Below are 21,953 nucleotides of genomic sequence, written 5' to 3'. Positions count from 1 at the left end.
ACTGCGCGCCAAGCCCCCACCGGCCCGCAGCCAACACCCCTCAGTGCCGCCCCGAAACCCGATCCGCAACCCGCGCCAACTTCGAAGACGTCGCCGCATCAGACGCACTCTCCCGCCGGTCAGCCGCCCGATAAGTCGCGTACAGACCCTGCACCCCGAGCCACCGCAACGGCTCCGGCTCCCACTTACGCACCTTGTGCCCAACCCACGGCAGCGAGGTCAGCTCGGTCCGCCCACCCTGCCCGGAGTCCAGCTGGACGAGGTCACACAGAGTCCGCCCGGCAAGGTTCGTCGTGGCCACGCCCGACCCCACGTACCCCCCGGCCCACCCCAGCCCCGTCGCCCGGTCCAAGGTGACCGTCGCGCACCAGTCGCGCGGCACCCCCAGCACCCCCGACCAGGCGTGCTCGACGGCGACCCCGGCGAGCGACGGGAAGAAGCCGACCAGGATCTCCCGCAGCGCCTCGACCGTCGCCGTCTGCGTCCGTCCGTCGTTGTCCGTCCGCGACCCGAAGCGGTACGGCACCCCGCGCCCGCCCAGCGCGATCCGCCCGTCGGCGGTGCGCTGCGCGTACATGTACGCGTGCGCCATGTCGCCGAGCGCCTCCCGGCCGTCCCAGCCGACCGACGCCCACTGCTCGGCCGTCAGCGGCTCGGTCACCACCATGGACGAGTTCATCGGCAGCCAGGTCCGCCGCTGCCCCTTCAGGCTCGCCGTGAACCCCTCGGTGCAGCGCAGGACGTACGGGGCGCGGACCATGCCGTACGGCGTCACCGCGTGCTTCGGCCGGATCTCCGTCACCGGCGTCCGCTCGTGGATGACCACGCCCAGCGCCTCGACGGCCGCGGCCAGCCCCTTGACCAGCTTCACCGGGTGCAGCCGCGCCCCGTGCGGTGTCCAGGTCGAACCGACCGCGTCCGCCACCCGGATCCGCTCGGCGGTCTCACCGGCGCCGTACAGCTCGCGGTCCTTCTCGCCGTACGACAGCTCGAGCGCGTGGAAGTCCTTCAGCCGGGCCAACTGGGCGGGCGTGCGGGCGACTTCGAGCACCCCGCCCTGGTGGATGTCCGCCTCGATGCGCTCCGCCTCCGCGGTCCGGACGACCTCGGCGACGGTGTCGTTCATCGCCCGTTGCAGGCGCACCGCCGCCTCGTGGCCGTGCAGCTTCGCGTAGCGGTCGCGGCCGGCGATGCCGTTGTAGAGCCAGCCGCCGTTGCGGCCGGAGGCGCCGTACCCGCAGAACTTCTGCTCCAGGACGGTGACGCGCAGGAAGGGGGCGGCCTTCTTCAGGTAGTACGCCGTCCACAGGCCGGTGTACCCGCCGCCGACGATCACCACGTCCGCCGTGGCGTCCCCGGTCAGCGGCTCCCGCACCGCGGGGAGACCGTCGTCGGCGAACCAGAACGAGATGCCGCCGTTCACGACGGCGGTGGCCGAGCTGCTCATGCCGGGACGTTAACCCTGCGCGGCCGCCGCTGTCTCCTTCGGATTTCGTGGTTTTGCACGGCCCCTGACCAGCGGATAGCAGGCGAACCCGATCAACACGGAGGTGAAGTGCCCGAGGTCGGTGAAGGTCCGCCCGGTCACCAGCGGCACCCCGTAGACGATCAGCACGGCGGCGGCGTACGGCGGCCGCCAGGGCACCGGAATCCGGTACGCCAGCACCGCCGCCACCCCGGCCAGCGCGTAACTCACCCCGACGTCGAGCGTGTTCACCGCCGACTCCGGCGCCATCCCGTGCCGGATCCCCCACAGCAGCGCGCCCTCGCTGATCAGCGTCGCCAGCACATGTGCCGCCGCACACACCGCCAGCCAGCGCGCCGTCCCCAGCCAGCGCTCGGCGGGCGCGTGGATGACGGAGTACAGGACGGCGTACGGCAACCACCGTCCGCCGTCGATCCACATCGCGCTGGACACCAGCACCCGCACCGGGTTGCCGGACAGCTCACGGATGTTCGTCGAACGCTGCCGCAGGAACTCCGCCTCGAAGTCCGGCGACATGTGATGCAGCGCCACCGTCGTCACGAACAGGACCGCCAGCCAGATGTACGTGCCGGGCGCGCCGCGCACGTACGTCCACACCCTGTGCGGGCCCCGGGTCATTCCCATGAGCCGATTTACCCACGTCGATACGCTCGGCGCGTGATCGACATCCCGGAGGGACTCGCGGCGGCGCAGGAGAAGTTCAACGGAGCGGCGGGGCGGGCGTTCATCGCCGGGCTGCCGGAGCGGGCGGAGCGCTTCCTGGCGGAGTGGGACCTACGGCCGGACGGCGACGCCATGCACGGTGTCGCGGCCCTCGTCCTGCCCGTCCTGCGGGCCGACGGCAGCGGAGCCGTCCTGAAGCTGCAATTCCTCGACGAGGAGAGCGCGGGCGAGCCGGTCGCCCTGCGCGTCTGGGACGGCGACGGAGCGGTACGCCTCCTCGACCACGACGAGACCACCGGCACCCTGCTCCTGGAACGCCTCGACCCCGACCGGATGCTGTCCTCCGTCCCCGGCACCCACGAGGCCGTCCTCGTCATCGCCCGCCTCCTCGCCCACCTGACGGCCTTTCCGGCTCCGGCGGGCATGCGCCGGCTCGGCGACATCACGCGGGCCATGCTGGAGCGGACGCCCCGGGCACTGGAGCGGATCGCCGACCCGGAGGCACGCAGGCTGGTCGGCGACTGCGCCGCCGCCGTACGGGAGGTCGCGGACGAGCCCGGCGACCGGCTGCTGCACTGGGACCTGCACTACGACAACGTCCTCGGCGCCGACCGCGCGGACTGGCTCGCCATCGACCCCAAGCCCCTCGCCGGCGACCCGGGCTTCGACCTGCTGCCCGCTCTGTGGAACCGCTTCGACGCCGACGACGTCATCCGGCGCTTCGACGCCATGACCGACGTACTGGGTCTCGACCGGGCACGGGCGCGGGCGTGGACGCTGGGACGTGTGCTCCAGACCTCGCTGTGGGAGACCGAGGACGGCCGCCCGATGGACGCGCAGCAGCTGGAGATCGCCCGGCGGTTGCGGGACGCCTGAGCCGTCCGCCGGGAGCCGTTCAGTCGGCGAGGAAGGCGAGGAGGGCCTCGTTCACGGCGTCGGGCCGCTCCAGATAGCCGTAGTGGCCGCAGCCGGCTATCTCCGTGTACTCGGCGCCCGGGATGGCCTCCGCGAGTTCCCGCGACAGGTGCGGACGGACGACCAGGTCGTCCTGGAAGCCGATGACGAGGCAGGGGCGGGTGATCCAGCGGTAGTACGGCAGCCGGTTCGGGATGACCTCGAGGCCGAGCTGGGAGCGGATCGTCGACGGGTCGGGCGCGGACACCTCGAAGATGCCGAGCCAGTCCCGCAGCCCGTCCTCGTAGTTGAGGGTGCGGGGTGACAGGTTCTGCAGGGCGTGCTGGTACGCGGTCACCGAGGGCGGGATCTTGACGCCGCTGTCGGCCAGTTCGATGTCGGCGGCCGCCATGGCGGCGATCAGCGCGTCCGCCCGTCCGCAGCTGGCCATCAGCACGGCGCGGCTGACGAGTTCGGGCCGGGCGAGCACGAGTTCCTGGGTGATCAGACCGCCCAGCGAGTGGCCCACGACCTGGCAGGGGCCCATCCCCAGACGCTCGATCAGGGCGGCGACGTCGTCGGCCATGTCGGCGAGGGTGAAGCCGCCGGGGGACGGTCCCGTCGGCGGGATGCCCCGGTTGTCGAGGGTGATCACCCGGTGGCCGGCCGCCCTGAGGGCGGGGACCTGATGGCTGCGCCAGATCCGTCCCGGGCCGCCGGTGCCGGCGAGCATCACCACGGGTGCCGCCCGGCCGGCCGGGCCGTGGACGTCGTAACTGAGGTCGATCCCGTTGACGTGCGCGATCGGCATCGGCATGTCCTTCCGCCGTCGGAAATCAGGAGTTCAGAAGATCGGGGCCGTGAGGACGGAGAACGGACCGGGTCCTCCGGCTCAGCGGCCGGACCACACCGGGGCGCGTTTCTCCGCGAAGGCCCGGGGGCCCTCCACGGCGTCCGCGCTGTGCATGCGCCGTTCCTCCCACACGTAGCGGGTGGCGAACGCCTCCTCCAGCGGCTGGTCGAGCGAGCGCATCACGGACTCCTTGATGGCCCGCACCGACAGGGGCGCACTGCGGACCAGGTCGTCCGTCCAGGCGGTCACCCGGCGGTCCAGGTCGCCCTCCTCGGCGTCGGCGACCTCGTTGACGAGTCCGAAGTGCAGTGCGGTCGCCGCGTCCATGGTGCGCCCGGTGAGCAGGTACCCCATCGCGGTCTTCAGGGGCAGCTGGCGGGCGAGCCGGAACGCGCCGCCCGCCCCCGGGACCAGGCCGAGCCTGGCCTCGGGCAGGGCGAACACCGCGTCGTGCGAGGCGATGACGAGGTCGCAGGCGAGCGCCAGCTCGAAGCCGCCGCCGAGGGCGTAGCCGTTGACCCGCGCCACCACCGGCTTGGACAGGGTGAACCGCTCGGTGAGCCGCGGCCAGCCGGGCAGACCCCGGCTGCCGAAGGTGGTGCGCGGGACGCCGGCGCCGTCGAGGCGGCTGCGTTCCTTCAGGTCCTGGCCGACGGAGAAGGCCCGCTCGCCCGCGCCGGTCAGGACGACCGCGCGGAGGTCGTCGTCGGCCTCCACGTCGTCCCAGACCTCGGCGAGTTCCTCGTGCATGCGCAGGTCCATCGCGTTCAGGACCTCGGGCCGGTCGAGGGTGACGTGGGCGACGTGGTCCTTCTTCTCGTACCGCACCCGGGGTCGGTCGGCGGCGCTCACGCGGACCTCGCCGCGAACCTGCCGACCTTGTGGATCACGTCCTCCCCGTAGAGCCGCAGCGCCTGCTGGAGGGCGAACTCCGCCATGTAGGCGCGGAACGCGTCGGCGGGTTCCTCGGCGAGGTTGAGCATCCGCCGGTTGGCGAGCACCGCGTCCCCGTCGAAGCGGGCCAGGCTCCGCTCGACGGCGTCGTCCAGCTCCTGCGGGTCCACGACCTCGTCGACCAGCAGCCGCGCCGCGGGCTCGGTGGCCCAGATGCGGCGGCCCTCCAGGATCACCTGGCGGGACAGCCGGGGCCCGACGTACCGGCTGAAGCGGAAGTTGGCCACGCCGGGGATGATCCCCTCCTTGGCCGCCGGGAGGCTGAGGTAGGCGTCGGACGCGGCGAGGACGTGGTCGAACACCAGCAGCAGCTGGGCGCCGCCGCCGATCGCGAAGCCGTCGACGGCGGCGACCCAGGGTTTCTCGACGTGCGGCGAGTGCCATGGGGCGTCGGCACCCTCGACGCGCAGGCCCCGGACCAGCTTGTGGAGATAGCCCAGTTCGCGGCGCAGCAGGAAGTCGACCAGGGAGATGTCGCCGGAGCTGAGGTTCTTGAGGTTGATGCCGGCGCTGAAGACCCGCTTGCCGCGGTAGCGGGGGTGGCTCATCTCCCCGCCGCGCAGCAGCCCGACCCGCACGTCCGGGTCGAGGAGGGCCAGGTCGACGGCCGTCTCCATGTCGTCGACCTGCTGGTTGTCCTCGGCGTTGAGCCGGTCGTGCCGGCACATCGTCAGCCGTGCGACGCCGTCCCGGCGTTCCAGACGGACCGCTTCCAGCTCCACGACGCCGGTGCGCCGGAACTCCGCGAGGAGCCCCTCGGCGCGGGCCGTGGGCCGCAGCATGGCGTCGAGGAGGTGCGGGCCGGCCGTGGGCGACCGCAGGACGGCCCGCAGGAAGATGCCCTGGTCTATCTCGTGGCCCTCTTTGTCGGCCTGCGGGCGGCTCCGCTCCTGGGCGAGGCGGTCGACGTCCGGCAGCAGTGCGGGGTAGGCGGTCGCGGCGGCCTCGACGAGTTCGGCGAGGCGCAGGTGGCGGGTGCGTCCTGCGGTGAGGCGGTCGTAGACGGTGTCGGCGTGCGCGTCGAGGAAGCGGGCGCGCAGGGCGCGGGCCCGGTTCTTCGCCGCCTCGGCCTCCTCACGCTGGCGCGGTGTACGGCGGGTCGGCTCCGGAAGGGCCGCGAGCGTCTTGTCCACCTGCTCGGCGGCCTCCGTCAGCGCCGGCCACTCCTGTGTCCCGTCGCCGGTCCCGCCCATCAGGCCGCCTCCTCGGCGGCGCGGCGCAGGGACCGGTCGCAGGCGGCCAGGTGGGGGCCGAGGGCGTCCTCGAAGCTGGTGGTGGCCGCGTCGAAGAGCAGCTGGCGGCGCAGGGCGATCTCCTTGCCGGACAGGCCCTCCAGGCGCTGTACGGTGGCGGCCGCCGCGGTGTCGGGCGTCTCGGTCAGCTCGTCGGCGATGCCGAGCATCAGCGCCTCGGGGGCCTGGATCGGCAGGCCGAACAGGACGGCTCGGCGGGCGCGCGCGGCACCGGCCAGGCGGGCGAGCCGGAAGACGGCCATGCCGGGCCAGGTGGCCTCGCCCTCGAAGGGCAGGAGCAGCCGGCTGCTGCGGGTCGCGATCCGGATGTCGGCGGTGAGGAAGGCGTCGAGGGCCGTGCCGCCGCAGTCGCCGGTCGCGACCGCGACGGTCACCGCGGGCAGCCGCTCCAGCCGCCGCAGCACCCGCTCCCACTTGGTGACGAGGGCGACGTCCAGCCCGTCGGTCCAGCCCGGCGCGGGGGCGCCGGCGACGCGCAGGACCACGGCCCCGCCCCGGTCCTCCACCGTGTCGCACAGGACGGTGACGTCCTTGATGGCCTTGATCGACAGCGGCTGGGAGCCGTCGACGGTCAGTGTCGTCACATCGCTCAGGTCGCTCACTGCACTCTCTCCTGTTGTCACCACTGCACCAGCGCCGTCTCGAGCGTGGAGCCCGGTCCCATGGTCATGAGCACTCCGTAGTCGCCGGGCCGGGTCACCTGCTCGTCGAGGAGCCGTTCGTACGAGAAAAGGAACGACCCGCTCGACACGTTGCCGTAGTCCCGCAGGACGCCGACGGTGTGCCGCAGGTCGTGGCGGGTCAGCCCGAGGTTGACCACGACCGCGTCGATCACCTTCTTGCCGCCGGAGTGCACGAGCCAGTGGGCGATGTCGCTGCGCCGCAGACCGGTGTCCCCGAGCAGACGGTCGACGACGATCTCGGCGTGCGCGCCGACGACGTACGGGATCTGGGGGTCGAGGTAGAAGCTGAAGCGGTCCAGCTCGCGGTCCCAGTCGTAGCGCATCGCGCCGATCGCCTCGGGGATGATGCAGCTGGCGAACTTCAGGACGGTCGGGCCCTCCGTGGTCCCGGACGCCTCGTCACCGGGCCCGCTCATCAGGGCGATCGCCCCCGCGCCGTCGCCGAACAGGCTGTTGACGACCGCGGTGCGCATCGAGGAGTCCATCGCGTACGCCGCCGAGCAGGCCTCCGTGCAGAGCACGACGGCGAGTTCGCCGGGGTGGGCGGCGGACCAGCCGGCCACCACGTTCAGCGCGTTGAGGCCGGCGTTGCAGCCCATGCCGACGATGTCGCTGCGGCTGCAGTGCCGGTCGATGCCCAGCTCACGGATCATCAGGGCGCTGAGGCCGGGGGTGAGGAAGCCGGTCGACGACACGCAGCACAGGTGCCGCAGGTCGGAGAGTTCGGCGCCGGCCCGCTTCAGGCAGGCGCGCAGGGCCTCGGCGCCCATCTCGACCGCCATGGCCTTGTGCTTGTCGAGCAGATCGCCCTGCGGCTCGGGGACCCGGACACCGTCGGCGCCCGGTTCCGGCAGGGTCAGATGGCGCCGGTCGATGGCGCTGTTGGCGAAGACGGACCGGATTCTCGGGTCGTCGATGCGGAAGGCGTCGAGCACTTCCTGCTGGGAGTAGACGGCGGCCGAGGTGGCCGTCCCCACTCCGAGGATCCGCGGCCGGTACGGCGTCTTCAGGGCGCCGTCACCGGTCAGGGCCAGCGGCGGCCGGTCCACGCTGACTGTCATCGAAAAGTCCACCCCCACATTCGCGGCTTGGACCGCGATCGCTGTGCATGGCTGTTCCCGCTCACTTGCCTCGCCTTTCCGGAGAGTTACGACGCCGAAGCCTGTGCCTCGATGAACCGCGCGAGCCGCTCGGTGCCTTCTTCGATATCGGCGGTCGTCAGATAGCTGGTGGAGAGACGGAGGGCCTGATGGCCGCCGCCTTGCGGATAGAAGTAGTTCATCGGCGTCCAGATGACGCCGAATTCCTGTGCCGACCGGGTCAGGGCCGCGTTGTCCGCCCGGAAGGGGACGTGGACCGTGAGGAAGAAGCCGCCGGTGGGCTCGTTCCAGCGCACGCCCAGCGCGGTCCGCCGGGCCTCGGGCAGCCGGGCGTCCAGGGCGCGCAGCGTGGTGCGCAGGGCGTCGCCGTAATAGGCGGCCGGTTCCGCGTTGAGCACGGACAGCAGGCCGTCGCCGGCCAGCAGGGCGCCCGCCACGGCGGCCTGGCTCAGCGACGAGGTGTTGACCGTCACCATGCTCTTGATCTTGGCGAGTTCGGCGGCCAGCAGGCCGGTCCGGCCCTCGGCGTCGACCACCTGCTGGTCGGCGACGGCGAAGCCGACCCGGGCGCCGGGGAAGACGGTCTTGGCGAACGAGCCGAGGTGGACGACACGGCGGGCCCGGTCCAGGGACTTGAGCGTCGGCAGCGGTGTGCCGGGGCTCACCCGGCGGTACGGGCTGTCCTCGATGAGGAGGATGCCGTGCCGCTCGGCCGCCTCCAGCAGCGCGTGGCGCGTCGGCAGGTCCATGGTGGTCCCGGACGGGTTGGAGTGGTCGGGGATCACATAGAGGGCGCGGGGCCGCCGTCCGCGGGCGCGCTCGCGCAGGATCGCGGCCTCCAGGTCGGCGCGGGAGAACCCGTCCTCCCGCTCCTCCACGGCGGTCACCGGCACGCCCAGCAGCCGGGCCACGCCGGTGATGCCCACGTAGCAGGGGCTCGCCACCAGCAGCGTGTCCTCGGGCCCGGCGGTCAGGGCCCGCACCACCAGCAGCATGGCCTCCTGGGCGCCGACCGTGATCACGATCGACTCGGGCGGTACGTCGATGTCCTCGTCCTTGCGCAGCGAGTCGGCGACGATCTCCCGGATCTGGCCCGCGGTGGGCCCGTACTGGTACATGGCGGTGCGGATGTCCTGCTCGGTGGCGCCCTGCGCCGCCAGGTGGTCCAGGTAGCGGCGCAGGTACGTGAAGATCTGCTCGGTGTCGAAGAACCCGTCGTAGGGCCTGCCGGGCGCGAAGGAGATCGCGTCCGGGAAGCGGTGGGTGACCTCGTTGAGGAAGGTCATCGTGTCCAGGACGGGGTCGGAGAGGCTGGGGTGCAGATCGTCCTTGCGCAGCGCCTGGACCACGGTTTCCGGGGATTCTTCCAGCACTGGATACAGGCCCATGAATTCCCCCGGCGGATTCGGATTTGGCAGGTTGATTTCGGCACCCAGAATCACACGACCGCAATCCTGGTCACAACTCTGTCCAACAGCCCGGAACCGTCACTTGGACGGGGAGTTATTCACCTGACATTCGGCGAGCAGGAAGCCTCGGAAAGACCGGTGATTGCCGCCGGAAGATCGGCTCTGCCGCGCACCTTCAATTTCCGGTATATTTTTGTCAGGTGCTGTTCCACGGTGCTGACCGTGATGGAGAGCCGGTCGGCGATATCCCTATTGGTGCGGCCGGCGGCGGCGAGCGCCCCGACGCGGAGTTCGGCGTCGGTCAGTTCGGCCAGCGGCGCGGGCAGCGCCTCCCGGTCCGGCGGGGACGAGGCGTCCCACAGCCCGGCCGACGGCTCCACGGAGTCCAGCACCTCAGCGCCGTCGGCCCGGGCCATGTGCCGGGCGGCCTGCGCGTCGGCGCGGGCCCGGCGCAGTTCCAGACCGTCGCCGCAGGCGTCGAGGACGCGCTCGGCCTCCTGCAGCAGCCGCAGCCGGTACCGGGGCGTGGTCACCGCCGCGAGATGGCGCAGGGCGGTGCCACGGGCCCGGCTGGGCCGCGTGCCGAGCCGGGTGAGGTGTTCCTCGATCCGCTCCCGGGCGTGCCGGCGGTCGCCCAGGGCGATGAGGGCGGCGGCCGCGTCGTTGCGCCAGTCCACGAGTTCCGGGGAGTCGAGCTCCCACTTCGCCATCAGCTCGCCGCACGACTCGAAGTCCCGCAGGGCCGCGCGCGGCCGGTGCAGGGCGAGCCGGAAACGGCCCAGGGCGTGGAGGTAGGGCAGGGCGAAGGGCGTGCCGAACATGACCATGGGGACGGGCACGTTGAGAAAGGCCCGCGCGGCCTCGATGTCACCGGCCTCGGTCGCCGCGCGGATCGCCAGGGCCAGCGGCAGGCCGATCGCGATGCCCCAGGCCTCGGGGCTGACGAGGTCGAGCGCGGTCCTGGTGGCCTCGCCCGCGCTCTCGAGGTCCCCGCGGCCCAGGGCGGCGGCCGCCCGGATCGTCTCCAGCAGCGCGTGCCCCAGGGGGATGCGCCGGGTGCGGGGCTCGTCCAGCAGCCGCTCCGCCTGGAGCACGGCCTTGTCCAGCCGCTGGGCCCCGATCAGGAAGAGCAGGGCCGGCAGCGGGTCCGCGAACGGGGTCACACTGCCGGGGCCGGGCAGCAGCCGGCCGGCGGCCCGGCCCTTCTCGAACTCGACGAGGTCGGCCGCGAGGGTGAGGAACGTACGCGGCGACATCGCGGCCGGCCGGCCCGCCGGTTCCGCCGCCGTCCGCGCGTGGGCCGGCGTACGGGTCGCCGCTCTGGGGACGTGGCGCAGGCCGGGGCAGCAGAAGGAGAGCCAGAGCCGGACCAGGGCGGGGTCCGAGCGGTTGAGGGCGGGCGGGTAGCCCGCGGTGTCCCAGGCCTGCTCCGGGCCTGCGCCCTCGCGTGCCTCGATGATCCGCAGCAGGTCGTCGGCCTGCGCGAACTCGCCCCGCCACACCTTCTGCTTGACGACGACCAGGGCGTCGGCGCCGGTCAGCCGGCCGGCGCGCACCATCCGGCCGAGCTGCGGGAGGTACCGGGACGCCTTCGCGGGGTCCATGGACCACTGGGCCTCCGCGAGGGCGGCGATGACCTCCGCCTCCTGGTCGGCGTCGGTGCACAGGCCGGAGGCGTGCCGCAGATGCTCGACGCCGGCGGCGAGGTCGCCCGCGGCCAGCGCCTCGCGCGCGGCCTCGCGCAGGATGTCGAGCTGCCAGGCGGCTCTGGCCGGGTCGTGGGCCGCGAGGAGTTGCCGGGCCACCACCGCGGCCGGGGCGCCGCTCTCGCGGAGCACCTCGGCGGCCCGGGTGCGCAGGGTGGCGAGGTCCGGTTCGGGGATGTCCGCCAGGACGGTCAGGCGGGCGCGTTCGTGGCCGAACCAGGCGCCCGAGAACAGACCGGCCGCGCGCAGCTCGGTGATGCTCCAGCGCACGGAGGTCGCGTCCGCCCCCAGAAGGGTGCCGATCAGGGCCGGGGTGACCGACTCGTCCAGGACCGCGGCGGCCCGGGCGACGGCGAGCAGGGTGGGTTCACCGCGGTGGAGGCAGCGCAGGTAGGCGTTGCGGAACGCCTCGTGGGGCATGGGGGCGCCGCGTCTGACGGCCTCCGGTGTGCCGCAGGTCGCGGTGTCCTCGATCAGTGCCTCCAGCAGCAGGGGGTTCCCGCCACTGGCCTTGGCCCACAGCTCGACGGTCTCCGGCGCCGCGGTGGGCGCCGCCGGATGTCCGGCCAGCCGGGCGGCGACCCCGTCGACGCCGAGCGGTCCGATGCGCAGCCGTCGGCAGTGCGGCAGGTGCAGGGTCTCGGCGTGCAGCGTCGCGAGGGTCCGGTCGTGGCCGGCGGTCTCGGTCAGGACGGCCAGGACGGGCAGTGCGTCGATGCGTCGTACGAGATAGCGCAGGCACTGCAGGGATGCCTCGTCGGCGAAGTGCACGTCGTCGGCGTGCAGGACGAGCGGTCCGCGGCCGGCGAGTTCGGCGACGGAGCGGTGGAGGCGCTGCATGAGGGCGCGCGGCACGCGTCCGCTCGCTTCCGCGGCCTTGGCGAGCTCCGTGGCGGCCGGTGGTCCGTCGGCCGGGCCCGTCGCCCGCATCGCGGTGACGAGTTGGTCGATCAGTCCCAGTCTGTCGAGGCTCTCGCTCGCGGCGCCGGTCACCGACAGAAAGGTTCCTCCCCGCTGTGTGACCTGCTCGGACAACGCCCGGACCAGGGTGGTCTTACCGCAGCCCACGGGGCCGTTGACGATGACCAGGGCTCCCTTTCCGGCCACGCACCCCTCGTAGAGCTCTCGCAGCAGACCGAGTTCTCCGTCCCTTTCATGGAGCTTCACAGGTACCCCCCGTACCTACGCCGACCCGTGAGTATTTGAGGCCAGAACCAAACCCTCTCTGACCTGCAAGTACATCGCCAGGATACCGGCTCATTAGCGCCAGCACGGCAAGATTTCGGCCACTCGGCGAGACGAATGGGGGCGATTTTCGGACAGCGGTCGGCCGATAATTCATGGGGAACTCAGAAGGAATACACGGAGTCCATCGGTGAATGACGGGCGAAGGATTCGCGCCGACCTCGGCGGAGTACCGCACAGGAAAACCGTCGCGAAAGCGGCAACTTTCGCGACGGTCGACATTCCGAAATGCGGTGTCAGCCGATCTGGGCGACGTCGTCCCTGACCCGCTCGGCGAAATCCGACCACAGGTCGGCGAACTGCCGGGCGAGATCGGCCACGATGTCGCTGCAGTGCGGCGGGACGTTGTTGACGATCGCCTCCCACTCCTCCTTGCGCAGCGAGTGCAGGACGAGCAGGCGCAGCAGGTTGCGGCCGGTCTCGGTGAAGCGCAGTGCCGGGTCGGCCTTCAGCCGCTTGATGAGCACGGCGCGGTCCGGCGCCTGCGTCATGTCCGGGCGGGTCCGGGGAGCCGGCCGGGCGAGTCGCAGCGCCCCGAACTCCCCGCGGCCGGGCGGCTCCCCGGGTTCGGTCCGGTCCTGCTTGCGCCGGCGCTGCCGGGGCAGCGGGTCCTCGCCGTTGCGCAGCCGGTTGCGGACGTCCCGGGCCGTCTCGGGGGAGATCCCCGCCGCCCGGGCGACCTGACGAAGCGACAGCTCCGGGTTCTCCGTGAGCAGTTCACCCGCCAGGATGCGGCCGGTACTGCCGTCGACCGGCCGCAGTCTGCCGTCCTGACCGAGCCGCCGCCCCTCCGGCCCCGGCAGCTGGACGACCCGCTTGCGGATCTCGCCGACGGTCCCGGGGGCGATCCCGGTGACCGAGGCGACCCTGCGGTCCGACCACTGCGGATGGGAGACGACGATGCGCTCGGCGGCGCGCTTGCGGTCGGCGAGCGCCAGCGGAAGGCCGTGATGGACATTGAGTTGGACCGCCAGGACGAAGGCCGCGGCTTCGTCGCCGTCGAAGAACCGGGCGGCGATCCTGCTCTCGCCGCGCAGCCGGGCGGCCTTCAGCCGGTGGTAGCCGTCGATGACCCGCATCGTCTGCCGGTGCACCGTGATCGGCGGCAGCGGATTCTGCGCCGCCGCGAGTACCTGAATGTGCTCCGTTCTCTCTCCGGCCAACCGTGGTGATCCGGACAGGCTCAACGAGCCGATCTCGACCTCCACGACGGGCTGCTGACTTATTGCTCCCTCGGACTCCACCACAGCTCCTTACATCCCCACGCTGCTGCGAAAGGCGGTTGCCGTCCACGAAGAAGAATTTCTCGTCCGAGCACGCTTTCTGCCGAAAATCCATCGCCGGTGGCCAGCATGTGGGGGGAGCGATTTCACAAGGTCGACATTTGCATGCTTCAGATGTGACCGAAATTAACAGCCTGACATCCTGGGCGAAACCCCTGCGGTTCGAGCGGTCCTCCCCCCTACCTCTAGGGGGTGTGGGCGTGAGCTGGACAAAGAGGTGCCCGCGACGCCGTGGGAGCGTCGCGGGCACCGGTCTTCCGGGGTCGTACTCAGTGGGGCCGGGGGCCGCCCGGCCCGCCGGGTCCCTGCGGGCCGGGGCCGAAGACGACCGGCCGGGGTCCGGGGCCGGGTCCGGGCATCCCCGGTCCGCCCGGCATCCCCGGTCCGCCGGGTCCGCCCGGACCGCCCGGGCCCTCGGGGCCGCCGGGGCCGAAGAAGACCGGCCCCCCGTGGCCGTGGCCGACCGGTTCCGGGACCCGCTGCTGCGGCGCCTCCTCGATCTCGGGCACCTCCTCGTCGGCCAGGGCCGGCACGGCGAACTGGGTGCGGTACAGCTCGGCGTAGAGCCCGCCGAGCGCGAGCAGTTCGTCATGGGTGCCGCGCTCCGCGATCCGCCCCTGGTCCAGGACGATGATCTGGTCCGCGTCCCGGATGGTGGAGAGCCGGTGCGCGATGACCAGGGAGGTGCGGCCCGCGAGCGCGGTCTTCAGGGCCAGTTGCAGGGCGGCCTCGGACTCGGAGTCCAGGTGCGCGGTCGCCTCGTCCAGCACCACCACCGGCGGGGCCTTGAGCAACAGCCGGGCCATGGCGATGCGCTGCTTCTCACCGCCGGAGAGCCGGTAGCCGCGGTCGCCGACCATGGTGTCGAGGCCGTCGGGCAGCGAGGCGACGAGCCGCCAGATCTGGGCGGCCCGGCAGGCGGCGACCAGTTCCTCCTCGGTGGCGTCCGGGCGGGCGTAGAGCAGGTTCTCCCGGATGGTGGTGTGCAGCAGGTGCCCGTCCTGGGTGACCATGCCGATGGTGTCGCTGAGCGACTGGAGCGTCAGGTCGCGCACGTCGCGGCCGTCGATGAGGACGGTGCCCTCCTCCGGGTCGTACAGCCGCGGCACCAGGTGGGTGACGGTGGTCTTGCCCGCCCCGGACGGGCCGACCAGCGCGGTGAGCTTGCCGGCCGGCACGGTGAAGCTGAGGTCGCGCAGCGCCCAGCTGTCGCCGTCCTGCTCGCGCGTCGGCGTGGCGAAGTCCTCCAGGGAGGCCAGCGAGACGTCGGCGGGCCGCGGGTGCCGGAAGGACACCCCGCGGAACTCGATGCCGGGGGCCGTCTCGCGGGTGTTCGCGGGGGGCAGCGCCACCGCGTCGGGCTTCTCGGTGACCAGCGGCTTCAGGTCGAGGATCTCGAAGAGCCGGTCGAAGCTGACGAGCGCCGTCATGGCGTCGGCCTGGGCGTTCGACAGCTGGCCGACCGGTGCCATCAGCCGGGTGAGCAGCGTGGCGAGGGCGACCAGGGTGCCGACCTCGAAGACGCCGTTCACGGAGAGGGTCCCGCCGACCCCGTAGACGACGGCGGTGGCGATCGAGCCGATGAACATGCTCGACAGGAAGAGCAGCTTCATCGACACCGAGTTGCGCACGCCGATGTCCCGGCCGCGGGCGGCGAGCCGCGCATAGCCGGCGGTCTCCCGGTCCGGGCGGCTGTAGAGCTTGGCCAGCAGCGCGCCGGCGACGTTGAACCGCTCGTGCATGAGCGAGCCCATCTCGGCGTTGACCTGCATGTGCCGCCGGGCCAGGCCCTGGAGCCGGCGGCCGACGAGCCGGCCGGGGAGGATGAAGAACGGGACCAGGACCAGGGAGATCAGGGTGATCGTCCAGGACAGGTAGAACATCGTGCCGAGCACGAACAGGACGGTCAGCCCGGCGGAGACCACCGTGGAGAGCATCTGGGTGACCGCCTGCTGGGCGCCGATCACGTCGGTGTTCAGGCGGCTCACCAGCGCGCCGGTCTGGGCGCGGGTGAAGAAGGCGAGCGACTGGCGCTGCACATGGTCGAAGACCTGCACCCGCAGGTCGTAGACGAGTCCCTCGCTGACCTTGGCGGAGAACCAGCTCTCCCCGAAGCCCACCACGGCGGCGAGGACCGAGACCGCGGCGACCGCGCCCGCGAGCCACGCCACGGTCCCGTTGTCGCCGGCCATGATGCCGTCGTCGATCAGGTACTTCAGGAGCAGGGGCGGGGCCACCGCGCACAGGGCGTTCAGCGTGGTGCAGACCACGAGGAAGCCGATGGCGCGGCGGTGTCCGCGGGTGTACGGGATGATCCTTCTCGTCGTTCCGGGCTTCGCCCGCTGGGTGTTGTTCGAGGAATCCGGCCCGTCGGACCGGATCATGACGGGTCCGCCCATCATGGCCACGGGTACTCCCTGGGTAGCGTCGCTGCGGTCGGGCGGGCCACTAGCGGGCCGCCTCGGTCTCCTTCATGGCGTCGATGAGGCTCTGCGGACGGAGATCCGTCCAGCTCTCCTCCACATAGGCGAGGCATTCCTTGCGCGAGGCCTCTCCGAAAACGAGCCGCCAGCCATTCGGAATTTCAGCGAATGCAGGCCACAACGAGTGCTGATTCTCCCTGTTCACGAGCACCAGAAAGGTCCCGTCTTCGTCATCGAACGGGTTCGCCATTAGTCACTCCCGCGGGATCGAATTAATTCCTCGATGGATAGGAAAACCTTAGCCCGAGCCATATGAGCCGAACAAGGTTCGCCAATTCGAGGGCATTCCGCGGCAATAGGTATTTGTTTTTGGGGTGGGCCGGGCACAGCCGGCTCACAGTCTGACCTGCGGCCGCCCGGCGCGACAGGTCGTCCAACCGGCCGACCCGGGCAGTTGGACACCGGACGACCGGGGTGCGGCACCCCCGCCGGCGGGGGATGGCAACGGAGGCGCCGCGGTCCGGGATGTCAAGCCACCGTCCAGGGCGGCTAGTTGGTCGCGAGGGCCTCCGTCGGAGGGAGCCGGGCCGCGCGGACCGCGGGATAGAAGCCGGCCAGTCCGCCGATGGCGAGGGTGGCGGCGAGCCCGCCGGCCATCGCCCACAGCGGCACCAGGGCCGCCCACCCCTGGTAGGCGGCGTAGCCGTCGGTCACCCCGATGCCCAGCAGGACACCGCCGAGGCCACCGAGCCCGGACAGCAGCAGCGCCTCGGCCAGGAACTGGATCCTGATCTGGCCCCGGGTGGCGCCGAGCGAGCGGCGCAGTCCGATCTCCGAGCGGCGTTCCAGCACCGAGATGACCATGGTGTTCGCCACCCCGACCCCGCCGACCAGCAGCGCGACCCCGCCCAGGCCCAGGAGCAGCCCGCTCAGCGACTTGTCCGCGGCGTGCTTGGCGGCCAACGCGTCGGACGGGCGGGAGACGTTGACCTCGTTGGGGTCCTCCGGGGAGACCGTCGGGCCCAGCACACTGTGCACCGTCTCGACGTCCGCGTCCTTCGCCCGGGTGTAGACGGTCGTCGGGTAGCCGTCGAAGGACAGTTCCTTCTCCGCCACCGTCCAGCCGACGAAGGCCTGGGTGTCAAGGGCGGGCAGCAGTTCGTTGGGGGCCAGCAGCCCCACCACGGTGAACCAGCGGTTGCCGAGCCACACTTGGACGTCCGTCCCGGCCCGGTGGATGCCCAGGCTGTGCGCCGTCTCCGCGCCCAGCACCACCGCCGGGTAGCGGCTGTTGGCGTTGTTGAGCCAGCGGCCGTCCACGATCTTCCCGCCGATGGAGCGCAGCAGGTCCGTGCGGGCCGCGCTGACCGTCAGGCCGCCCGACTCCACCGCCGGCACCCGGTCGTTGCGGTAGAGCTTGGCGTCCGTGGTGCCCGTCGCGGAGGCCGAGATCACCTCGGGCCGGTTCGCGATCATCGCGACGGCGTCCTCGGACAGATGGGCGTTGTCGCCGGTCATCGTGGTGCCGGGGGCGACGGTGAGCAGATTGGTGCCGAGCGCCGCCAGTTGCTTGTTCAGATCGTTGGTCGACGAGGTCGAGATACCCACCACACCGATCATCGCGGCGATGCCGATCGCGATGCCGAGGGCCGACAGGAAGACCCGCATGGGCCGCGAGCGCAGGCCCCAGCCGCCCACCCGGGCCACGTCCGACAGGCTCAGCCGGGCCGCCCGGGGACGCGGCGGCGGGGGCAGATCGGCCCAGGGCCGCTGCCGTTCGGCCGGCAGCGCCGGATACCCCGTGCTCATCGCCCCACCCCCGTGTGCGTCAGGGCCCGCGGCCCCGGTGATCCCGAGTCGTGCTCGATCCGGCCGTCCCGCACCCTGACCTCGCGCGGCAGGGACGCCGCGATGTCCCGGTCGTGGGTGATGACGACGACCGTCGTGCCGGCCTCGTGCAGTTCGTGGAGCAGCTCCATCACCACCGTCCCCGAGCGGGAGTCCAGGGCGCCGGTCGGCTCGTCGGCCAGCAGCAGCGGCGGATCGCCGACCACCGCCCGGGCGATCGCCACGCGCTGCTTCTCACCGCCGGACAGCTGCTGCGGCTCGTGGAAGAGCCGGTGCCCCAGGCCCACCCGGCGCAGCGCCACCTCGGCGACCCGGCGCCGCTCCCGGCGCGGCCGCCCGCTGTACAGCAGGCCGTCCGCCACGCTGTCCAGGGCGGACACCCCGGAGGCGAGATGGAACTGCTGGAAGACGAAGCCGATGGTGCCGGCCCGCAGCGCCGACAGTTCACGGTCGTTGAGGGAGTCCACCTCGTGCCCGGCGATCGCCACCGTCCCGGAGGTGGGCCGGTCCAAAGTGCCCATGATGTTGAGCATCGTGGACTTGCCCGAGCCCGAGGGGCCGACGACCGCGAGCATCTCGCCGCGGTGGACCACCAGGTCCGCCTCGACGAGGGCGGCCACGTCCCCGTACGACTTGCCGACCCCGGCCAGCTCGATCACCGGGTGGGCGGTGACGGTCACTTCGGGACCCCCACGACGGTGCCCTCGGTGATGCCGGTGCCGGAGACCTCGACCATGCCGTTGCCGAACATGCCGAGCTTCACATCGCGGTACTCCGTCTTCGACCCGGTCACCACCTCGACCGCGTAGCCGCCGCCCGGCCGCGCGAACAGGGCGCTGATCGGCACCGCGAGCACGTTCGAGCGGGCCTCGGCCGCGAACTCGACGCTGACGGAGGCGGCCTGGTAGGCGCCGAGCTTCTTGGCGTCCTCGACCTTCAGCTCCACCGGCACGGTGGCGTTCGAGGAACCCGAGCCCGAGGACTTCTGCTGGTCCCCGCCCTCACCGCCGGAGTCGCCCGACGAGGTCGGCGTGCCGATGTCCGTCACCACGGCGGTCACCGTGGTGTTGTCCGGCAGCGTGACGGTCGACTTCCCGCCCTTCTTCGCCAGGTCCGCGTACTGCACGGGCAGGTCGACGGAGATGACCCGGTCGATGCCCGTCCAGGTGAGCACGTCACCGGTGAGGCTGTCGCCGACGGCGAGGCCCGCCTTGGCGACCCGCCGCGCGCCGGACGCCACCACCGCGTCACCGGGCCCGACCTCCCCGGTCTCCGTACGGCCGAGGTCGTCCTGCCACTCCTCGACGGCGGCTGCCGTGTCCGAGGTGTAGTCGGAGTCCACCGTGAAGCCGTCGTAGCCGAGCGCCTTCAGGTTCTTCTCCAGCATCTTGACGTCGCTGCCGCTGACGCCCGGCTTCAGCGTCCGGTACAGCGGCACCGAGCCGTACAGCAGCGGCACCGACTGCTGGTTGACCTTGTAGACCGGCTTGCCGCGGGTGACGGTGTCGCCGTCGGAGGGCATCCAGGTGACGATCCCGGCGCCCGCCCCGCCCCCGCCCTGCGCCTGCCCGGACTGCCCGGAGCCGGACGCGGCCGGGGCCTGCACGGCCACCGTGTCGCCGTACCCGAGCTGCCCGTCCAGGGCCTGCGAGCTGGTCAGCGTCGTCCGCTTCACCTGCGTCGTGGCGGGCGGCCCGGACGGCGCCGTCGCCTCCGTCCCGTCGTCCCCGCCGCCGAACACCCCGAGGGCGGCACCGGCCGCGGCCGCGGCGACCACCGCCGCACACGCGACGACCAGGGCGATCCGCACCCCGCGGCGGCGACGGCGGCGGTCCGCCGGTGCCGGGTCGAGGTCCCCGCCGCTCCCGTCGAAGGAGGGGGAGGGGATGGCCTCGGTCCGCAGCTCCAGCTCCCCGCCGTCCACGCCCGGCGCTTCCTCGGGGGCCGTCCGCGCGACGGTCCCCTCCTCCTGACTGGTCATCCCTGCGGCCCTCCCATGAAGGCGAGCGTGCCGCCGGGCCGGATGCTGTAGCAGGCCTCGGCCGCCTTGGCGAACTTCGGATCGTCCCGCCCGGTCAGGCCGGAGGCGTTGGCGTCGATGACGATCGTGTTCCCGTTCACCTGCGGGTCGGGGAAGTTGGGTACGCCGTTCTCACGGATGCACTTCGCCCAGGCGGCGACCTTCGTCGCGTCGAAGGCCCGGCTGCCGGCGGCGTCACCGGTGTCGCCCTGGTACAGCAGGCCCTGGCAGGCGGACTGGGCCGACTTGAAGGTCGGCGAGTTCTGGTCGACGCCCTGCGGGATGACGAGCTTCACGCCGCCCCCGCTGTCCTTCTCCGGGTCGGGGAACTCCGAGACACCGTGCTCGCGCATGCACTGCGCGTAGGCCACGCCCGCGCTCTCCGTGCCGCCCGTACTGGAAGAGGAGGAGTCCGCGCCGCCCTCGCTGGTCACGTTCGCGTCCTTGTCGCCCGACGAACAGCCGGCGAGAAGTGCTCCGGCCGTCATCACGGACAGCACCGCCAGGAGGGGCCCGGTCATGCGCTTCTGATGGTTATTCGGCATACCAGAAGTTCTACGGGGCGCCCGGTCACACCAGGGTTGCAACGGGCGCCCCGCGGGACCGCTCAGTCAGACCGGTCCCACCCGGCACTTCCCTGTCCCTCCGACGGCACCAGCGCGATGGCGCGGGCGGGACAGCGGGACGCGGCCCTGCGCAGCGCCGGCAGCGCTTCGGGGCCCGCCTCCCGGGCCCGTGGCACGACCAGGCCGTCGTCCTCCGACTGGTCGAAGAACTCCGGCTCGAACAGCGCGCAGGCGCCCGAGCCCACGCAGCTGTCCCGGTCGACCTGGATGCGTACGCGGGCGGTGACGGCCGCATTCCCCGTGTCTGCCGTGTCCGCCACCGGTCTCACCACAGGACCGGCAGCGTCTCGACGCCGAACTGCGGCGCCAGCGACCGGAACCGCAGCTCCGCCACCCCGGTGCCGAGCCGCAGGCCGGGGAAGCGTTCCAGCAGCCCCGTCAGCGCGATCCGCAGCTGGAGCCGGGCCAGCGCCGCACCGAGGCAGAAGTGCACGCCGAAGCCGAGGGCCAGATGGTTGCCGGGCTCCCGGGCGATGTCCAGCCGGTCCGCGGTGCCGTCGTCGCCGCCGTACGGGCAGCGGTTCGCGGCGAACACCGAGCACGACACGACCTCACCGGCCCTGATCAGCTCCCCGCCGATCTCCACGTCCACCAGCGCGGTCCGCGGCGACACGGACGCCACCACCGACACATAGCGCAGCAGCTCCTCCACCGCCCGGTCCATCAGCTCGGGCCGCTCCCGCAGCAGGGCCAGCTGGTCGGGATGGCACAGCAGCGCCAGGACCCCGAGGCCGATGGTCTCCGCCGTGTTCTCGATCGAGCCGTTGGCGACGCTCTCGCAGATGCCGGCGACCTCCTCGTCCGACACCGCGTCCCCGTGCTCCCGGATCAGCATCCCGGCCAGGCCCTCGCCCGGATCGCGGCGCTGGGCCGCGGCCAGCTTCCGGAAGTGCCCCACGTACTCCGACGTCGCGGGATGGCGCCGGGGACTGTGCCCGGACGCCCGGTGGTCGCCGAGCCGGGACAGCTCGGACAGGTCGTCGCGGGGCAGACCGATCAGCTCGGCGAGGATCAGGCCCGACACCGGCCGGGCGAAGTGGCGCATCAGGTCGGCGGGGCGGCCGGCCCGTTCCAGCACCTCCAGCCGCTGGTCCACGATCCGCGCCATCATCGGCTCCAGCGCCTTCATCTGCCGCACCGTGAACATCGGCGCCACCAGCCGGCGCAGCCGGCTGTGCTCGGCCCCGTCGGTCTGCAGCAGACTCCCCGGATGCGGATCGGGCTTGCGGCCGTCCGGCTCGGGCGGCGGCATGCTGGAGAACCGCTCGGCGTCGGCGAGGATCTGCCGCACCACCTCACGATCGGTCACGATCCAGTGCGGCATCCCGCCCGGCGGCCGGAACAGCGGCGCCCGTGCGCTGAGTTCCAGGAGCTCCGGCACCGGGTCGAGCACGTCCCGGCGCTTGTCCACCGGAAGCTCGAACGACTGCGTCATACGAGTCCTACCTTTCTGACACGGGCTTGCGGTCTGACATGGATTCCGGGGTCACGACGTGATTCCGGGATC

The 21,953-nt window shown here is 72.2% G+C and carries 19 protein-coding genes; 1 reads left to right on the top strand and 18 read right to left on the bottom strand.

The window, feature by feature from the left end; all coding sequences use genetic code 11:
• Window positions 1-40: 40 nt before the first annotated feature.
• Together ACFUO4_RS27695 and ACFUO4_RS27690 are read right to left on the bottom strand one after the other, a co-directional pair.
• A complete protein-coding gene (locus ACFUO4_RS27695) occupies window positions 41-1,447 on the bottom strand; it encodes an NAD(P)/FAD-dependent oxidoreductase (RefSeq protein ID WP_383489880.1) in 1,407 nt (468 codons plus the stop codon).
• Between the two features lie 9 nt (window positions 1,448-1,456).
• The gene (locus tag ACFUO4_RS27690) at window positions 1,457-2,110 is read right to left on the bottom strand and encodes a rhomboid-like protein (protein ID WP_383489877.1); all 654 of its coding nucleotides are present in this window, start codon (window positions 2,108-2,110) and stop codon (window positions 1,457-1,459) included.
• A gap of 6 nt (window positions 2,111-2,116) precedes the next feature.
• Between ACFUO4_RS27690 and ACFUO4_RS27685 the strand changes: the two genes are divergently transcribed.
• On the top strand, window positions 2,117-3,025 hold the full coding sequence (locus tag ACFUO4_RS27685; protein ID WP_383490730.1) for an aminoglycoside phosphotransferase family protein: 909 nt from the start codon (window positions 2,117-2,119) through the stop codon (window positions 3,023-3,025).
• A gap of 19 nt (window positions 3,026-3,044) precedes the next feature.
• Here the strand turns inward: ACFUO4_RS27685 and ACFUO4_RS27680 are convergent, their stop codons facing one another.
• The 16 genes from ACFUO4_RS27680 to ACFUO4_RS27605 form a co-directional block, all read right to left on the bottom strand.
• On the bottom strand, window positions 3,045-3,854 hold the full coding sequence (locus ACFUO4_RS27680; RefSeq protein ID WP_383489874.1) for an alpha/beta fold hydrolase: 810 nt from the start codon (window positions 3,852-3,854) through the stop codon (window positions 3,045-3,047).
• 81 nt (window positions 3,855-3,935) lie between these two features.
• Window positions 3,936-4,748: an enoyl-CoA-hydratase DpgD gene (gene dpgD, locus ACFUO4_RS27675; RefSeq protein ID WP_383489871.1), complete on the bottom strand. Its 813-nt coding sequence runs from the start codon at window positions 4,746-4,748 to the stop codon at window positions 3,936-3,938.
• Complete coding sequence (dpgC, locus tag ACFUO4_RS27670) at window positions 4,745-6,043, bottom strand: (3,5-dihydroxyphenyl)acetyl-CoA 1,2-dioxygenase DpgC (RefSeq protein WP_383489868.1); 1,299 nt, start codon at window positions 6,041-6,043, stop codon at window positions 4,745-4,747. Before dpgC ends, dpgD begins: the two co-directional genes overlap by 4 nt.
• Entirely contained in the window at window positions 6,043-6,705 is a 663-nt protein-coding gene (dpgB, locus tag ACFUO4_RS27665; RefSeq protein ID WP_383489865.1) for an enoyl-CoA-hydratase DpgB, read from the bottom strand. The genes dpgC and dpgB overlap by 1 nt, the downstream gene beginning before the upstream one ends.
• Window positions 6,706-6,722: 17 nt before the next feature.
• On the bottom strand, window positions 6,723-7,847 hold the full coding sequence (gene dpgA / locus ACFUO4_RS27660) for a 3,5-dihydroxyphenylacetyl-CoA synthase DpgA (protein WP_383489862.1): 1,125 nt from the start codon (window positions 7,845-7,847) through the stop codon (window positions 6,723-6,725).
• An 86-nt stretch (window positions 7,848-7,933) separates the two neighbouring features.
• The gene (locus ACFUO4_RS27655; protein ID WP_383489859.1) at window positions 7,934-9,274 is read right to left on the bottom strand and encodes a PLP-dependent aminotransferase family protein; all 1,341 of its coding nucleotides are present in this window, start codon (window positions 9,272-9,274) and stop codon (window positions 7,934-7,936) included.
• Window positions 9,275-9,393: 119 nt separating this feature from the next.
• Window positions 9,394-12,168: an AAA family ATPase gene (locus tag ACFUO4_RS27650; RefSeq protein ID WP_383489856.1), complete on the bottom strand. Its 2,775-nt coding sequence runs from the start codon at window positions 12,166-12,168 to the stop codon at window positions 9,394-9,396.
• A gap of 314 nt (window positions 12,169-12,482) precedes the next feature.
• Window positions 12,483-13,454, bottom strand: a complete 972-nt coding sequence (locus ACFUO4_RS27645; RefSeq protein WP_383489853.1) for a streptomycin biosynthesis protein — start codon at window positions 13,452-13,454, stop codon at window positions 12,483-12,485.
• Window positions 13,455-13,798: 344 nt separating this feature from the next.
• A complete protein-coding gene (locus ACFUO4_RS27640) occupies window positions 13,799-15,931 on the bottom strand; it encodes an ABC transporter ATP-binding protein (RefSeq protein ID WP_383489849.1) in 2,133 nt (710 codons plus the stop codon).
• Between the two features lie 46 nt (window positions 15,932-15,977).
• Entirely contained in the window at window positions 15,978-16,202 is a 225-nt protein-coding gene (locus ACFUO4_RS27635) for an MbtH family protein (protein ID WP_079306987.1), read from the bottom strand.
• A gap of 299 nt (window positions 16,203-16,501) precedes the next feature.
• Window positions 16,502-17,761, bottom strand: a complete 1,260-nt coding sequence (locus tag ACFUO4_RS27630; protein WP_383489845.1) for an ABC transporter permease — start codon at window positions 17,759-17,761, stop codon at window positions 16,502-16,504.
• A complete protein-coding gene (locus tag ACFUO4_RS27625; protein ID WP_079306991.1) occupies window positions 17,758-18,480 on the bottom strand; it encodes an ABC transporter ATP-binding protein in 723 nt (240 codons plus the stop codon). The genes ACFUO4_RS27630 and ACFUO4_RS27625 overlap by 4 nt, the downstream gene beginning before the upstream one ends.
• Window positions 18,477-19,781: a peptidoglycan-binding protein gene (locus ACFUO4_RS27620; RefSeq protein WP_383489841.1), complete on the bottom strand. Its 1,305-nt coding sequence runs from the start codon at window positions 19,779-19,781 to the stop codon at window positions 18,477-18,479. Before ACFUO4_RS27620 ends, ACFUO4_RS27625 begins: the two co-directional genes overlap by 4 nt.
• Window positions 19,778-20,341 carry a hypothetical protein gene (locus ACFUO4_RS27615; protein ID WP_079306992.1) on the bottom strand — a complete coding sequence of 188 codons (564 nt, stop codon included), beginning with the start codon at window positions 20,339-20,341 and terminating at the stop codon, window positions 19,778-19,780. The genes ACFUO4_RS27620 and ACFUO4_RS27615 overlap by 4 nt, the downstream gene beginning before the upstream one ends.
• A gap of 86 nt (window positions 20,342-20,427) precedes the next feature.
• Window positions 20,428-20,706 (bottom strand): ferredoxin, encoded by a 279-nt coding sequence (locus tag ACFUO4_RS27610; protein ID WP_079306994.1) that lies wholly within the window; start codon window positions 20,704-20,706, stop codon window positions 20,428-20,430.
• 5 nt (window positions 20,707-20,711) lie between these two features.
• The gene (locus ACFUO4_RS27605; protein ID WP_383489836.1) at window positions 20,712-21,881 is read right to left on the bottom strand and encodes a cytochrome P450; all 1,170 of its coding nucleotides are present in this window, start codon (window positions 21,879-21,881) and stop codon (window positions 20,712-20,714) included.
• Between the last annotated feature and the right edge of the window lie 72 nt (window positions 21,882-21,953).

The sequence above is a fragment of the Streptomyces sp. NPDC057280 genome (genome assembly GCF_042668605.1).
Lineage (GTDB): Bacteria > Actinomycetota > Actinomycetes > Streptomycetales > Streptomycetaceae > Streptomyces.
Note: the sequence above shows the minus strand (reverse complement) of the source record. Positions and strands in the feature narration are given on the sequence as shown.